17 protein-coding genes are annotated in these 14,290 nt (G+C 67.2%); 11 read left to right on the top strand and 6 right to left on the bottom strand.

The features are described from left to right. The first annotated feature begins 139 nt into the window (after window positions 1-139). Genes urtB through AB0H61_RS18815 form a run of 5 tightly spaced genes read left to right on the top strand, consistent with a single transcriptional unit; the run spans window position 140 to window position 4,408 of the window. On the top strand, window positions 140-1,024 hold the full coding sequence (gene urtB, locus AB0H61_RS18795) for an urea ABC transporter permease subunit UrtB (protein WP_357306453.1): 885 nt from the start codon (window positions 140-142) through the stop codon (window positions 1,022-1,024). Between the two features lie 17 nt (window positions 1,025-1,041). After that, window positions 1,042-2,178, top strand: a complete 1,137-nt coding sequence (gene urtC / locus AB0H61_RS18800; RefSeq protein ID WP_357306455.1) for an urea ABC transporter permease subunit UrtC — start codon at window positions 1,042-1,044, stop codon at window positions 2,176-2,178. Continuing rightward, a complete protein-coding gene (gene urtD / locus AB0H61_RS18805) occupies window positions 2,175-2,996 on the top strand; it encodes an urea ABC transporter ATP-binding protein UrtD (RefSeq protein ID WP_357305907.1) in 822 nt (273 codons plus the stop codon). The genes urtC and urtD overlap by 4 nt, the downstream gene beginning before the upstream one ends. After that, window positions 2,989-3,681 carry an urea ABC transporter ATP-binding subunit UrtE gene (urtE, locus tag AB0H61_RS18810; RefSeq protein WP_357305910.1) on the top strand — a complete coding sequence of 231 codons (693 nt, stop codon included), beginning with the start codon at window positions 2,989-2,991 and terminating at the stop codon, window positions 3,679-3,681. The genes urtD and urtE overlap by 8 nt, the downstream gene beginning before the upstream one ends. A 10-nt stretch (window positions 3,682-3,691) precedes the next feature. Beyond that, complete coding sequence (locus AB0H61_RS18815; RefSeq protein WP_357305913.1) at window positions 3,692-4,408, top strand: GntR family transcriptional regulator; 717 nt, start codon at window positions 3,692-3,694, stop codon at window positions 4,406-4,408. Between the two features lie 4 nt (window positions 4,409-4,412). Here the strand turns inward: AB0H61_RS18815 and AB0H61_RS18820 are convergent, their stop codons facing one another. Further along, window positions 4,413-5,300, bottom strand: a complete 888-nt coding sequence (locus AB0H61_RS18820; RefSeq protein WP_357305917.1) for a nuclease-related domain-containing protein — start codon at window positions 5,298-5,300, stop codon at window positions 4,413-4,415. A gap of 183 nt (window positions 5,301-5,483) precedes the next feature. Here AB0H61_RS18820 and AB0H61_RS18825 point away from each other — a divergent pair, with 183 nt between their 5' ends. Continuing rightward, window positions 5,484-6,029 carry a carboxymuconolactone decarboxylase family protein gene (locus tag AB0H61_RS18825; protein WP_357305920.1) on the top strand — a complete coding sequence of 182 codons (546 nt, stop codon included), beginning with the start codon at window positions 5,484-5,486 and terminating at the stop codon, window positions 6,027-6,029. An 18-nt stretch (window positions 6,030-6,047) separates the two neighbouring features. On the opposite strand, the gene AB0H61_RS18830 is transcribed toward AB0H61_RS18825, so the two are convergent. Continuing rightward, window positions 6,048-6,779, bottom strand: coding sequence for a TetR/AcrR family transcriptional regulator C-terminal domain-containing protein (locus AB0H61_RS18830; protein WP_357306458.1), 732 nt, complete (start codon window positions 6,777-6,779; stop codon window positions 6,048-6,050). 187 nt (window positions 6,780-6,966) lie between these two features. Here AB0H61_RS18830 and AB0H61_RS18835 point away from each other — a divergent pair, with 187 nt between their 5' ends. Then, a complete protein-coding gene (locus AB0H61_RS18835) occupies window positions 6,967-7,344 on the top strand; it encodes a VOC family protein (protein ID WP_357305924.1) in 378 nt (125 codons plus the stop codon). A gap of 67 nt (window positions 7,345-7,411) precedes the next feature. Here AB0H61_RS18835 and AB0H61_RS18840 read toward each other — a convergent pair whose 3' ends face one another. Next, window positions 7,412-8,260 (bottom strand): SDR family oxidoreductase, encoded by an 849-nt coding sequence (locus tag AB0H61_RS18840; RefSeq protein ID WP_357305926.1) that lies wholly within the window; start codon window positions 8,258-8,260, stop codon window positions 7,412-7,414. 98 nt (window positions 8,261-8,358) lie between these two features. On the opposite strand from AB0H61_RS18840, the gene AB0H61_RS18845 reads away from it, so the two are divergent. After that, the gene (locus AB0H61_RS18845) at window positions 8,359-8,757 is read left to right on the top strand and encodes a helix-turn-helix domain-containing protein (protein ID WP_357305929.1); all 399 of its coding nucleotides are present in this window, start codon (window positions 8,359-8,361) and stop codon (window positions 8,755-8,757) included. Window positions 8,758-8,819: 62 nt separating this feature from the next. Next, window positions 8,820-9,236 carry a PPOX class F420-dependent oxidoreductase gene (locus tag AB0H61_RS18850; RefSeq protein WP_357305932.1) on the top strand — a complete coding sequence of 139 codons (417 nt, stop codon included), beginning with the start codon at window positions 8,820-8,822 and terminating at the stop codon, window positions 9,234-9,236. Here the strand turns inward: AB0H61_RS18850 and AB0H61_RS18855 are convergent, their stop codons facing one another. From AB0H61_RS18855 to AB0H61_RS18865, 3 genes are all read right to left on the bottom strand, one after another. Then, window positions 9,237-9,941 (bottom strand): polysaccharide deacetylase family protein, encoded by a 705-nt coding sequence (locus AB0H61_RS18855; RefSeq protein ID WP_357305934.1) that lies wholly within the window; start codon window positions 9,939-9,941, stop codon window positions 9,237-9,239. It abuts the gene before it with no gap. Window positions 9,942-10,047: 106 nt separating this feature from the next. Then, on the bottom strand, window positions 10,048-11,448 hold the full coding sequence (lpdA, locus tag AB0H61_RS18860) for a dihydrolipoyl dehydrogenase (protein WP_357305937.1): 1,401 nt from the start codon (window positions 11,446-11,448) through the stop codon (window positions 10,048-10,050). A gap of 89 nt (window positions 11,449-11,537) precedes the next feature. Continuing rightward, window positions 11,538-12,014, bottom strand: a complete 477-nt coding sequence (locus AB0H61_RS18865) for a DUF1801 domain-containing protein (RefSeq protein ID WP_357305939.1) — start codon at window positions 12,012-12,014, stop codon at window positions 11,538-11,540. Window positions 12,015-12,073: 59 nt separating this feature from the next. Between AB0H61_RS18865 and AB0H61_RS18870 the strand changes: the two genes are divergently transcribed. Together AB0H61_RS18870 and AB0H61_RS18875 are read left to right on the top strand one after the other, a co-directional pair. After that, the gene (locus AB0H61_RS18870; protein ID WP_357305942.1) at window positions 12,074-13,108 is read left to right on the top strand and encodes an AraC family transcriptional regulator ligand-binding domain-containing protein; all 1,035 of its coding nucleotides are present in this window, start codon (window positions 12,074-12,076) and stop codon (window positions 13,106-13,108) included. 138 nt (window positions 13,109-13,246) lie between these two features. Then, window positions 13,247-14,290 (top strand): NADP-dependent oxidoreductase, encoded by a 1,044-nt coding sequence (locus tag AB0H61_RS18875; protein ID WP_357305944.1) that lies wholly within the window; start codon window positions 13,247-13,249, stop codon window positions 14,288-14,290.

Consider the following 14,290-nt stretch of genomic DNA (forward strand, 5'->3'; position numbering starts at 1 on the left):
TCGGTTTCACGGCGTCGGCGACAACCAGCACACCGCGGGCCCGACCGCGAAGTCGCCAGTCTCGGCCGCTCGGCAGCGAGACATCAAGGGCCGCGAACCCGCCGCGCCCGCGCGGCCAACAACACAGGAGTCCTTGGATATGGACGTCGTGATCGGTCAGCTCTTCACCGGTTTGAGCCTCGGATCGATACTTCTGCTCGCGGCGCTCGGCCTATCGTTGACCTTCGGTCAGATGGGCGTGATCAATATGGCGCACGGCGAGTTCATTATGGCCGGTTGTTACACCACTTATGTTGTGCAGAAGGTCATCTCGTCGGCGGGAGTCTCGCTGTTCATCTCGCTGTTGGTCGGGTTCGTGGTCGGCGGTGCGTTGGGGGCGGCGCTGGAGATGGGCCTGATCCGCTGGATGTACGACCGGCCGCTGGACACCCTATTGGTCACCTTCGGTGTCGGTTTGGTCTTGCAACAGGCGGCCCGGGATATCTTCGGCGCGCCCGCCAAGAATGTGCTCGTCCCCGAGTGGTTGAGCGGTGGCGTCACCATTCTCGGCGCGGTGGTGCCGAAGACTCGCATCTTCATTCTAGTGCTGGCCGTTGTCTCGGTATCGGCGCTGGCGGTTGCGCTGAAGGCGACACCGCTGGGGCGGCGTATTCGCGCCGTGGTGCAGAACCGTGGTCTCGCCGAAACCAGCGGCGTATCCAGCCGTTTCACCGATATCAGTACCTTCGTCATCGGTTCCGGTCTGGCCGGTATCGCCGGCGTCGCGCTGACGCTGATCGGTTCGACCAGCCCGACCATCGGACAGAGCTATCTGATCGACGCCTTCCTGGTGGTCGTCATCGGCGGCCTCGGTCAGATCAAGGGCACGGTGATCGCCGCGTTCGCGCTGGGCCTGCTCAATTCCTATATCGAATATTCGACGACCGCGTCCATCGCGAAGGTCGTCGTCTTCGTCCTCATCGTCATATTCCTGCAGGTTCGTCCGCAGGGTCTGTTCACCGTTCGGACAAGGAGTTTGGCGTGACCACACTCACTCGGCGGATGCGGGAGCATTCCTCCGCGACGGCACTCGGCGGGTTCGCGATCGCCGCGATCCTGCTGTTCGCGGTCGCCCCGGCTGTACTCAGCGACTTCCGACTCAATCTGCTCGCCAAATTCCTCTGCTTCGCGATCGTCGCGGCGGGCATCGGATTGGCCTGGGGCCGTGGCGGAATGCTCACCCTCGGTCAGGGCGTGTTCTTCGGTATCGGCGCCTACATCATGGCGATGCATCTGCAAATGGCCGATGCCGCGCGCCTCGGCAACGATGTTCCGGAGTTCATGGAGATCGCGGGCATTCGCGAATTGCCGTCGTTCTGGCAGCCTTTCGCCTCCGCGCCGGTGGCGCTGATCGGCATCCTGGTGCTGCCCGGCTTGATCGCGGCGGTGTTGGGGTATGGCGTCTTCAAGCGCCGGGTCAAGGGCGCCTACTTCGCCATCCTGAGTCAGGCGCTGGCCGCGGCGCTGGCCATCCTGCTCACCGGCCAGCAGGCCATCGGCGGCTTCACCGGACTCTCGGATTTCCGCGCCTTCTTCGGCTTCAAACTGTCCGATCCGGCCAACCGCCGCATGCTGTTCTTCATCGCCGCGGGCACGCTGCTGGTGGTAGTCGCGCTGGTGCGGCAGCTGATGCGCAGCCGCTACGGCGAATTGCTTGTCGCGGTCCGGGATCAGGAGGAGCGGGTCCGATTCCTCGGATACGACCCCGCCAATGTGAAGATCGGCGCGTACGTGGTCGCGGCGTTCTTCGCGGGGATCGCGGGCGCGCTGTTCACCCCCATCGTTGGCATCATCTCCCCCGCCGATATCGGTGTGGTGCCCTCCATCGCCTTCCTGATCGGCGTCGCGATCGGCGGCCGAACCACGCTGCTCGGCCCGGTACTCGGCGCGATCGGCGTGGCGTGGGCGCAGACGGCATTATCCGAGCAGTTCCCGTCCGGCTGGACCTATATGCAGGGCGTGCTGTTCATCGTGGTGGTCGGATTCATCCCCGCGGGCCTCGCCGGGGTGTGGCCGATGCTGAAGGGCCTGCTGGACAGCAGGTTCGGTAAGGAACCCACCGCGCCGGCACCGAGAATCGAACCGGCGCCCGAGGTCGAGACCGCGCCGGTCACCGAGGAAAGGGTGGAATCCCGATGACCACAGCAACCCACGAACCCAAGCTCGGCGGTAACGCGGGCATGGACAGCGACTACCTCGAAATCCGGGGACTTTCGGTTGTTTTCGACGGTTTCAAGGCCGTGACCGACGTCGACCTGACCGTGCTCCAGGGCGATCTGCGCTTTCTGATCGGCCCCAACGGCGCGGGCAAGACCACGCTCATCGACGCGATCACCGGTCTGGTCCCGGCGACCGGATCGGCGTCCAAATCCGGTGCGCAACTGCTCGGCGAGAAGGTGCACCGGATCGCCCGGCTCGGTGTCGGCCGAACCTTCCAGACCGCCAGCGTTTTCGAGCAATTGAGCGTATTGCAGAATCTCGATATCGCGGCCGGCGCGCACCGCTCGGCGCTGACCATGCTGCGCCGCCGCAGGTCGGTGCTGCCGAGTATCGAAGAGGCACTGGAGATCACCGGTCTGGGGCAGCTACGCGATAAACCAGCGGGTGTGCTCGCGCACGGCCAGAAGCAATGGCTGGAAATCGGCATGCTGCTGGTGCAGAACGCCTCGGTGCTGCTGCTGGACGAACCGGTCGCGGGCATGAGCGCCGAGGAGCGCGAGGAGACCGGTAACCTGTTGCGCCGCATCGGCGGTGAACGCGTGGTTGTGGTGGTGGAGCACGATATGGATTTCATGCGCGCCTTCGCCACCTCGGTGACGGTGCTGGCGGGCGGCAAGGTGCTCAGCGAGGGCACCGTCGAGCAGGTACAGGCCGATCCGAAGGTGCAGGAGGTCTATCTCGGCACCGCGGCGGAAGTCGAGTCGACCACGCAGAGCAAGGAGGCAGCCGATGCTTGAACTCATCGATATCCACGCGGGTTACGGGCGCACCGAGGTGATCCACGGTGTCACGGTGACCGTTCCGGACGATAGTGTGGTCGCCATCATGGGACATAACGGCGCGGGCAAAACCTCCTTGCTGCGCACCGCCGTCGGACTGATCGGCGCCAAATCCGGCCGGGTCGTGTTCAATGGTGAGGCGATCACCAAGATGTCGCCGTCGCGTCGGGTCAAGCGCGGCATCGCCTACGTCCCACAGGGTCAGCAGAGTTTCCCGCAGCTCACCACCGCGGAGAATCTGCAGGTGGTGGCCGACGGCCGCAAGCGCGGTAAGGCGCTGATCGACGAATCCCTGGATCTGTTTCCGGCACTGCGCGAATTGCTCACCCGCAAGGCGGGTCTGCTCTCCGGCGGCCAGCGCCAGCAGCTGGCGATCGCGCGGGCGCTGATCACCGAGCCGACACTGCTCATCCTCGATGAACCCACCGAGGGCATCCAGCCCTCGGTGGTCGCCGAGATCGAGCGCACCATCATCGATCTCACCGGCCGCGGCGGGTTGAGCGTGCTGCTGGTCGAACAGCACATCGGCTTCGCACTGCAAGCGGCGCAAAGCTATTACGTTCTGCGATCCGGACGGGTGACCTCGACCGGTGCGGGCGGTGCGGGCGCGGAGACCGACGTCCGCTCGGCGATGGCGATCTGAGACGGCCGCCATGACTCGCAAGGGGCAGGTTCCGCTAGGCGAGCGGGTATATCACTCGCTGCGCCAGGACCTCGCCGCGGGAGCGATCGTGCCGACCGAACGCCTCGGCGAGGAACGCCTCGCGGAAATCTACGGCGTCTCGCGGACTCCGGTGCGCGAGGCGCTGGCACGGTTGCAGGCCGACGGGCTGGTCGAGCGTCACTCCGACGGCCTGTATCCGTACCGGCCCCGGCTCGAAGAGCTCGACAATCTGTACGAGCTGCGAATGGTGCTGGAGACCAGGGGAATTCAGCGGGTGCTCGATCTGTCCGAGGTAGACGCGGCACAACAGGTGGCGGCACACGATCTCGCACCGGTGCGCGCGGAGCTACAGCGGTGGCGGCAGTTGCGCGACGATCCCCCCGAGCCGGGCCCGGCGCTGGTCGCCGCCGACGAGCAGTTCCACACGACCCTGCTCGCGGCGGCGGGCAATGCGGCGCTGGCGGATGCGCTGACCGCGGTCTACGTCCGGGTGCGCCCGGTTCGCACGCTCGACCTGCCCACCCCGGACCGCATGGCGGTGATGGCCGGCGAACATATCGCGATCGCCGAACAGCTGCTCGCCGGTGACCCCGGCGCGGCGCTGCGTACGCTCGTCGCGCATATCGATTCGTCCCGCACCCATGCACTCGCCCGGGCACAGCGGGCTCTTCAGCTGACCAAACTCGCTCGTGCCATGCGTGATTGACCGCTCAGCACCCCGTCTGCAAGGGCCAGCATTCCTTCGGGAGGTACGGGGCGGGTGAGGGCGTCACCGAGGTGGTCCGCTCCGGCCCTGGTTGCTCGCCTGGGCCCGCGGTGTCGCGCACCCAGGCGGAGATGATCACGCCGAATACCACCATCATGCCGAGCAGCGCGATGGCGAGTACGGCCCACCCGCCCGCGGTCTGGCGCTTCGTCGACGGTCCCGGAACGGGTTTCGGCTTGGGTTGCAGTTCGGGCAGCACGGCAGCCAGCACGGACGGCGGGGTCGCGTCGAAGCCGTCCGCGATGAGTTCGGCGCGCGAGGGGCCGTTCTCCAGCCCGAGCGCCTGGGCCGCCGCGACCACCCTGTCGGCGGTCCAGGTGCGCGCGGCGGCGGAGAAGCTGTCGACGTAGATGCGCAGTTCGGTCGAGTCCGGCACATTCGCCACCACGATATCTACGCCGGGGCGCAGGTTGGTGCGCGCGGGCCGGATCACCACACCGCGGAACGGGACCAAGACCACCACACCGCAGACATGGCCGGGATCCAGCAGCGCCCGCTCCAGCTTGCTGCGGACCGCGTATACGCCTTGCTCCAGCCGATCGGAGGGACTCGTCGTGGTCTCGTCGTCCAGATCGGCCGGGGTATCGCTGATCTTCCACGGCCCTTCGTCGGTCACATTGAGGATTCCGCTCTGGCGGCGTCGGAATCCCTTGACCTCAACCACGGTTATGCCGCGCGGGGTGAGCAGTACCGCGTCTATCTGCCGGGTTCCGTTGTCGCCGACGTGGATATCGATCGCCGCGAGACAGGTGATCGGAAACGACCGCAGGCAGTCGACGAACTCCTGTTCGGCCCCGGAGAGAGTCGCTCCGGGCCTGACCTTCACCAGCATTCGCGCTATCCCCTGCCCGCCTGATCCGAACCCTCGGCGTGGCCGACTGCGTGACCGCGACGATCCACACCGGTACTGATGATGCCGCCCCCGGGCACCGAAAACCACTGGAAGCACAAAAGAACGGTTACCGTACGGTACCGGCGCGGCATCCGCCGCGCACTACGCGAGAGGCATACCGCCATGGTTTCGGCGTCGCAACCACGTATCTCGCCCGGTCGGCTTCGAGAACTCGGGCCGATCAACTGGGCTGTCTGGCAGATGCTTTCACGCGCGGCCGGAACTCCGGACGCGCATCTGTTCAGCACGCTCGGCCGCACCAAGGGCCTGTTCCGCGGCTGGCTGCACTATTCGGGCCGGCTGATGCCCGGCGGCAAGCTGCCCCGGCACGAATCCGAATTGGTCATCTTGCGCGTCGCCCATCTGCGCGAGTGCGAATACGAGACCGACCACCACATTCGGCTCGGCCTGCGGGCCGGGGTCACCCCGGAGATCCTGGAGCGGCTGCGCTCCGGACCCTCGGCCCCGGAGTGGTCGGCGAAGCACCGGGCGCTGCTCACCGCGGTCGACCGGATGGTGACCACCCGCGATATCGACGACGCCACCTGGTCGGAGCTCGCGGCGCACTACGACGAGCGCTGTCTGATCGAAATCGTGCTGCTGATCAATCAATACGAGGGCCTCGCCGCGACCATTACCGCCCTGCGCATCCAGCGCGACGGGCTATAGCTCCGCCGATGCCGGGGGTCAGCGTTCCTCGATGAGTACCGCCAAGCCGTCGAGGACGCGGGCCAAGCCGAACTCGTAGGCGTGGTCGGCGCTGTACGCGGCGTTGTGGGCCTCGCCCGCGACCGCGCCGACGCGGGCCGCGAGCGGGTAGCGCTCGGCGTCGAAGACCTGCTCGAGTAGCGGCGCGGCCCGCTCCCACCACTGCCGATCGGATAGCGCGCTGTCGGCGGTGGCGCGGGCGGTGTCGATGGCGATGCGGGCCACCGAGGTGACGAAGCCGAGTACATGGGTGAGGGCGGCGTCCATGTCGACATCATCGAGGCCGAGGCCGTCGAACGCGCGCAGCTCGTGGTCGTACTTGGCGGCCAGGCCGGGGCCGAGCGGCGGGCGGGTGGTCGGCAGGTAGGCCACCCAGGGGTGGCGGTCCAGTAGTGCGCGATTCTGCGCCGCGATCATGGTGACCCGATTCCGCCATGGCAGGTCGGCGAGGTCGGGACGCGGCATTTCGCGATAGACCGCGTCCAGCATGAGGTCGATCAGTTCGGCCTTTCCCGGCACGTAGGTGTAGGTGGCCATCGGGGTGAGACCCAGTTCGGTCGCGACGGCGCGCATGGTGAGCGCGCCCAGACCCTCCCGGTCGGCGATTTCGATGGCCGCCGCGACCACCGCGTCCACACTGCTGCGCTGTTTGGGCCCGCGCGCGGGGGCCGAGCCGCCCGGCAACCGCCAGAGCAGTTCCAGCGTGCGCATGGGATCGCCCGCACCGCTGCGTTCCTTCGGCTCCCTGCGCGGTCCGTCCGTCACACCCGCCTCCTCCGCTGCCCGAATCGTCGATGGTATCGGCGTGAGCCAGGTCATAGTGCGGCGCGCCGGAAATTTCCATACAAAGTACAGCGTACTAAGTATAGAGTTATTTGACCAGCTCAGAGGAGGGCATATGCACATCACCGCTTCCGCCATCTCGCTCAACGTCCCCGACCCACTGGCTTCGGCGCGATTCCTCGTCGACCACCTGGGCTTCGCGGAGAAGATGTCCGCCGACGGCTTCGTCTCCCTGGAGCGGGAAGACGCCGGAATCAATGTCATCTATCTGCGCACCGGATTGGCAACCTTCAAGCCGCAGAGCAGGGCGGGCAGCGCGGGCGAGGGCCTGCTCGTGGTGTTCGTCGTGGACGATATCGACGCCGAATACGCGCGACTCCGGGACGAGGGGGTGCCGATCGTGACGCCGATCGAAACCGAGGAATGGGGTGAACGCTACTTCCAGATGACAGACCCGAACGGCATCGTGATCCAGCTCGTGCAGTGGGTCTAGCCACGACAGCGCTGCCCATGGCCGAGCCCCGTCGCGAAGCGCCGCGACGGGGCTCGGTGCGGCGCTATCAGGCGAGGGCGGCGCGGAAGACCTCGGCCGCGGGGGTCGAGGACCGGCCGATCAGCTTCTGCAGGTCCCCGGAGTCGACATCCAGCAGGCCCGCGACGATCCCGGTATCCGAGTCGGCCAGCGCCGCGGCATAGGGACCCGGCAGACCCGCACCCTCCAGCACGGCGGCGTACTGCGCCTCGGACAGATCCTCGTAGCGCACCTGCTTACCCGCCGCCTCCGAAATCACCTGCGCCAGTTCGGCATAGGTGAGCCGCTCGTCACCACCCAGCTCATACACCGCACCGGCGTGCCCGTCGGTGGTGAGTACCGCGGCGGCGGCCGCGGCATAGTCGGCGCGGGAAGCGCCCGCGACCCGGCCCGCACCCGCCGCGCCGTGCAGTACACCGGACTCGATCGCGTGCGCGAGCCCACCGAGATAGTTCTCCCAGTACCAGCCGTTGCGCAGCAACACGTGCGGGACGGTCGATTCCGCGAGCGCCGCCTCGGTACCCCGATGCTCCTGCGCGAGGATCATCGAGTTCTGATCGGCCTTCGGAATGCTGGTGTAGGCGAGCAGTTCGACACCCGCCCGCTCGGCGGCCCGGATGACATTGGTGTGCTGCGTAACTCGGGCGCCGAATTCGGTGCCGGAGATCAGCAACACCCGGTCCACGCCGGACAGCGCGCGATCCAGCGCGGCCGCGTCGTCGTAGTCGGCCGGGCGTACGTCGACACCGCGCGCGGCCAGATCCGCCACCTTCTCCGGATCGCGCACGATCGCGACCGGGGTGACACCGGCGCGCAGGAGTTCTTCCACCACGAGACGACCCAGCTGTCCGCTGGCACCGGTGACGGCGACGGTCATAGCTACCTCCAAAGTGAGAACGTTTTCGTATGCACTAACTAATAGTTAGTACTATGCATTCCCTCACCGCTGCGGTCAAGTTGGGTACTATCGATTCCATGACCACCCAGCGCACCGCGTCGGAGCAGACCGACGACCCCACGCTGGAAGCCGACGTTTTCGCACGGGACTGCACCTCGCGACCCGTGCTGCAGAACGTGGCCAGCCGCTGGGGCACGCTGGCCCTCGTCGCATTGCGGGAGGGCCCCTATCGCTTCAGCGCGCTGCGCAGGCGCGTCGACGGCGTCAGCGAACGGATGCTCGCGCAGACCTTGCAGGCCCTGGAGCGCGACGGCATGGTGCACCGCGAGGTGCGGGAGACCATCCCGCCGAAGGTCGAATACACCCTCACCGAACTGGGCGCACAGGTCGCCGAACACCTGGAAGCCCTCATTGTCACGCTGGAGACGAATATGGCGCGGGTGGCCGAAGCGCAGGAGTCCTACCACCGCGACTGATCCGCGGTAACCGGAAACCGCCGTCCGGGAACTCCCGCCGGGTGTGAGCGGTTGCACAGGACATGGAACTCTCCACCGCCCTCGATTTCGCCGGCGCCACCCGGCGTTCCGTGCTGACCACCATCCGCCGCAATGGCCGCCCGCAGCTGTCCAATGTGCTGCATGTCGTCGGGGACGACGGCGTCATCCGGATCTCCATCACCGCCGACCGCGCCAAGTACCACAATCTGCGCCGCGACCCCTGGGCCGCCATCCACGTCACCCGCGACGACTTCTTCGCCTACGCCGTACTCGAAGGCACCGTCGAACTCACCCCGGTGGCCGAATCCCCCGACGACCCCGCCGTCGACGAACTGGTCGCCTACTATCGCGCCGCTTCCGGTGAACACCCCGACTGGTCCGACTACCGCAAGGCCATGGTCGAGGAGCGCCGGGTACTCGCCCGCCTCATCCCCACCAACGCCTACGGCATGCTCTGATCAGCGGGTGAGCAAATTGGAGACGGTGACGAAACGGTAACCCGCAGTATGTAATTCGGTGACGATGCGGGGGATGGCGGCACGGGCGTCGACCCCCTGATCGCTCATGACATGCAACAGGATGATCGAGCCGGGACGGGTATTCGCCACGGTTTCGGCGACGATCTCATCGGTGGTCGCGATCTTGCCCGAGTCGGGCTCGACATCCCACATCACCGTGGTGCGGTCGTGGTCCGACAGGTACGCGGGCAGGCCCCAGAGCTTCTTGCCGTAGGGCGGGCGGAAGGTGATCGGACCCAGATAACCGGTCTTCGCGATCTCGGCGTCGGTGCCCTCCACCTCGTCGCGGATGGTGTCACCGGAAACGAAGATCATCCGGCGGTGATTGTAGGTGTGATTGCCGATCTCATGGCCTGCCCGCGCGATCGCGCGACCCGCCTCCGGATGCGCGGCCAGATCCCGCCCATTGAGGTAGAACGTGGCCGGGATATCCGCGTCGGCAAGGACTTTCAGTACCTCGGGAGTGTTGGCGGTCGGTCCGTCGTCGAGCGTCAGCGCGACAACCTTCTCCGCGGTGTCGACCCGATCCACCAACCGCCCCCGCAGCTGGTAGGTGCGCGAATTCATCAGGTAGTAGCCGCCGATCGCCATGACCACCACGACGACCAGGACCAGCGCACCACCGATCAGCAACCTACGACGCATCATTCGTGTCTAGCAGCCGGGCGTGGCCGCCGCCAGCAGGTCCCCACCCGGAAAACGGCGGCGCCCAGCCCTTTCGGACCGGACGCCGCCGCTCGGAGCTACGCGATCAGAAGTTGATCATATGCCCGGCCAGGCCGTGGATGGCCTCCTGCAGGGCCTCGCTCAGCGTGGGGTGGGTGTGCACATTGCGGGCCAGCTCGTTGACCGTGAGATCCCACTTCTGGGCCAGGGTCAGCTCGGGCAGCAACTCGGAAACATCCGGGCCGATGAGGTGGCCGCCGAGCAGCTCGCCGTACTTGTTGTCGGCGATCAGCTTGACGAAGCCGGTCGGGTCGCCCAGGCCGTGCGCCTTGCCGTTGGCGGTGAACGGGAAGGTCGCGACCTTCACGTCGTAGCCCTCGTCGCGGGCCTGCTGCTCGGTGAGGCCGAAGCTGGCGACCTGCGGCTGGCAGAAGGTGGCGCGCGGCATCATCCGGTAGTCACCGAGGGTCACCGTCGGGGCGCCGGCGATGGTCTCGGAGGCGACCACACCCTGCGCCTCCGCGACGTGGGCGAGCTGAAGCTTGCCGGTCACATCACCGATGGCGTAGATATGCGGCACATTGGTGCGCATATTGTCGTCGATCGCGATGGCGCCGCGTTCGAGCGCGACACCGGTGTTCTCCAGACCGTAGCCCTCGACGCGGGGCGCGAAGCCGACGGCCTGTAGCACCTTGTCCACGGTGACGGTCTCGAGCGCACCGGTCTTGTTGTCCTTGATCGAGACGGTGACCTTCGAGCCGTCGTCATCGATGCTCTGCACGGCCGCACCGGTGGTGATGGTGACGCCGAGCTTCTTGTACTGCTTGGTGATCTCCTTGGAGACGTCGGCATCCTCGTTCGGCAGCGCGCGGTCCAGGAACTCCACGATGCGCACGTCAACGCCGTAGTTCTTCAGGACGTAGGCGAACTCCATGCCGATCGCGCCCGCGCCGACGACGAGGATCGAACCGGGCAGATCGCGGGTGAGGATCTGCTCCTCGTAGGTCACCACATTGGCGCTCAGCGCGGTGCCCGGCAGTAGCTTGGTGACGGTGCCCGTGGCGATGATCACGTTGTCGAAGGTGATCGACTCGGTGCCGCCCTTGGTCAGCGCGACCGAGAGGGTGTTCGCGTCGACAAAGGTGCCCTTGCCGTCGAACTCGTCGATCTTGTTCTTCTTCATCAGGAAGTGGACGCCCTTGACCCGGCCGTCCGCGACCTTGCGACTGCGGTCGAAGGCAACCCCGAAGTCGAAGCTCGCCTCGCCGGAGATGCCGAAGGTCTTGGCCTCCTTGGTGAAGATATGGGCCAGCTCAGCATTGCGCAGCAGCGCCTTCGATGGGATGCAGCCGACGTTCAGGCACACACCGCCCCAGTATTTCTGCTCGACAATTGCTGTTCGCAGGCCGAGTTGAGCGGCGCGGATCGCGGCGACGTAACCGCCGGGACCAGCGCCGAGAACGACGACATCGTAGTGGGAAGTCACGCCACCGAGCCTAACTCCGCCGCGCAATCTTCACCCAGCGTCCCCCCGCATCTGTGAGAAGACGACAACGGTGTGCCCTTACCCGGTCCTCAGCCCACCGCTTTCCGCACCAGCTCGCCCAGCTTCGCCTCATCCTCGGCGGTCATCGTCGTCAGCGCGAAAGCGGTCGGCCACATGGTGCCCTCGTCGAGATTCGCGCTGTCGTTGAAGCCGAACGTCGCATACCGCGCATTGAACTTCTGCGCGCTCTGGAAGAAGCAGACGACCTTGCCGTCCTTCGCGTAGGAGGGCATGCCGTACCAGAGTTTCGGGGAGAGCTCCGGCGCGCTGGCTTTGACGACGGCGTGAACCCGCTCGGCCAGAGCGCGATCCGAATCCGCCATCTCGGCGATCTTCGCGAGCACATCGGCTTCCCCGTCGGCCTTGCTGGCGCGGGAACCGCGGCGCGCGGCTGTCTTCAGCTCCTGCGCGTGCTCCTTCATCGCGGCGCGTTCCTCCGCGGAGAATCCCACGGAGGACTTGGTCTCGGCGGCGGTTGCCTCGGTCGACGTCTTCGCTTTGCTCATCGCCGTTTCCTCACTGTCAGTTTTCCGCTTGTGGATGATTCTGATGTTATTGAGGGGATATGGGCGATGGCTTCTCGAAAACTGATCAATCGTTTCCAGGGATCGATGCCACCGCTTCGACCCAGCTGATCCGGCTGGTCCGTGACGTCGCCCTGCGCTCCGGCGTCGGCGCCGACGAGGTGGCCGCGGTGCCGGGTACCGACGATGCGGTGCTGACGGGGGAACTCAACCGGATTCCGCTGAATTCGCTCGTGCGGCTGTGGGAGCTGCTCGCCTACGCGCGGCCGGGCGCGGGGTTGGCGGTGGCCGCGGCCGCGCCGCTCGGAACCCTGACGACCTGGGACTATCTCGTCACCACTGGGCCGACGCTGGCCGATGCGCTGCGGTCCGCACAGCCTTACCACCGGCTGGTAACCGCCGCCGCCGAAGGCTTCGATCTATCTGACGACGGCGAGCTCACCGTCGGCTTCCGCACCACGGCCGGTGATCCGGTGGTCGCCGCGGCGGTCAACGAGTACGTACTCGCCTACTATCTGCGCCGCGCCCGCGAGGCCACCGGCCGTCCGGTGCGGCCCACCCGGGTCACCTTCGGCCACGCCGCGCCGCGCAACCACAAAGCCCTGACCGAGGCCTTCTATATCGCCGATATCGAATTCGACGCGCCCGCCGACACCATCACCTTCGCGGCCGCCGACGCCACCGCACCGCTGCCCCGCGCCGACCCGATGCTTGCCGGACTCCTGCGCAGCCACGCCGACCTGGTACTGGCCTCCGCTCGTCCCATCCCCGGCCCACTGGAAGCCTTCCGCATCGCGCTGGACGCCGCCATCACCGCGGGCGATCCCTCGCTGTCCACCGTCGCGCACCGCCTCGCCGTGAGTCCGCGCACCCTGCAACGCCAGCTCGCCGAACACGGCACCACCTGGCGTCACGAATTCGACCTGGTTCGCTACGAACAGGCGAAAACCCTTCTCGCGCAAGGTCATCTGACCACCGCAGCCATCGCGGGCCGCCTCGGCTTCACCGACGACCGCGCGCTGCGCAAGGCGTTCCGCCGCTGGAGCGGCGCCGCCCCCTCCGCCGCTCGCCCCTGACGCCGGCGCCCGCGCGACAGCGTGGCGCGGATGGACCGGTGGGTGGCGTCGGCGGACCTGGGAACGGGGGTTGTGGGCTCATAACGTTCTGGGTGCCGGATCGAACGGTCCGGCTGACCTCGAAGTAAAGGCAGTGCCATGCAGAACCAGGCCACCCCGAACGCGACCGCGCCGCGGCTCCCGACCACCTCCTGGGAGATCCACCTGGCCGCGCGCCCGACCGGCGCTCCCACCGCCACGAACTTCGCACTCGTCGAGCGTGCGCTGCCGGAGCTGACCGAAGGCCGGATCCTCGTCCGGAACACCTGGATGTCGGTCGACCCGTATATGCGCGGCCGGATGGATGATCGCCCGTCCTACCTTCCGCCGTTCGAGCTGGGTGCGGCGCTGGAGGGTTCGGCGCTCGGTACGGTAATCGCCTCCCGCGTGGCCGAAATCCCGGTCGGCACAATGGTTTCACATTTCGCGGGCTGGCGTGAATACGCCGTGCTCGATGCCGCGGCGGCCACCCCGATCGACCCGGATGTGGCCGATGCGCACCACTACCTCGGCGCGCTCGGCACCACCGGGCTCACCGCGTACGCCGCGCTCACCGATGTGGCGCCGGTCCGGCCCGGCGACACCGTCTTCATCTCGGCCGCCGCCGGGGCGGTGGGCAGCGTCGCCGGGCAGATCGCGAAGGCGCTGGGCGCCGCCCGGGTGATCGGCTCCGCGGGTGGGCCGGTGAAAACCGAACTACTGCTCCAGGAGTTCGGCTACGACGCCGCGATCGACTACCGCGCGGGCGATGTGGCCGGACAACTGGCGGCGGCCGCACCGGAGGGTATCGACGTCTACCTGGACAGCGTCGGCGGCGAACAGCTGCGCGTCGCGGTGGAGGCCATGCGGCCGAAGGGCCGGATCGCGCTGGTCGGCGCCATCAGCGGCTACAACGGCGGCACCGGAGCGGCCGGACCCGACCTGTACCAGGCGGCGACCAAGGAGGTTTCGCTGCGCGGCATGCTGGTGACCAGCTACTTCCCGATCTTCGGCGAGTACATCGGCAAGGCGGCGGGCTGGCTCGCGGACGGCACCCTGCGCACCAGGGAAACGGTCTACGAGGGCCTGGAGCAGGCGCCCGCGGCCTTCCTCGGCGTCCTCTCCGGCGCCAACACCGGCAAGATGCTGGTCCGGCTGGGTTGA

It is taken from the genome of Nocardia sp. NPDC050710 (genome assembly GCF_040654375.1).
Classification (GTDB): Bacteria; Actinomycetota; Actinomycetes; order Mycobacteriales; family Mycobacteriaceae; genus Nocardia.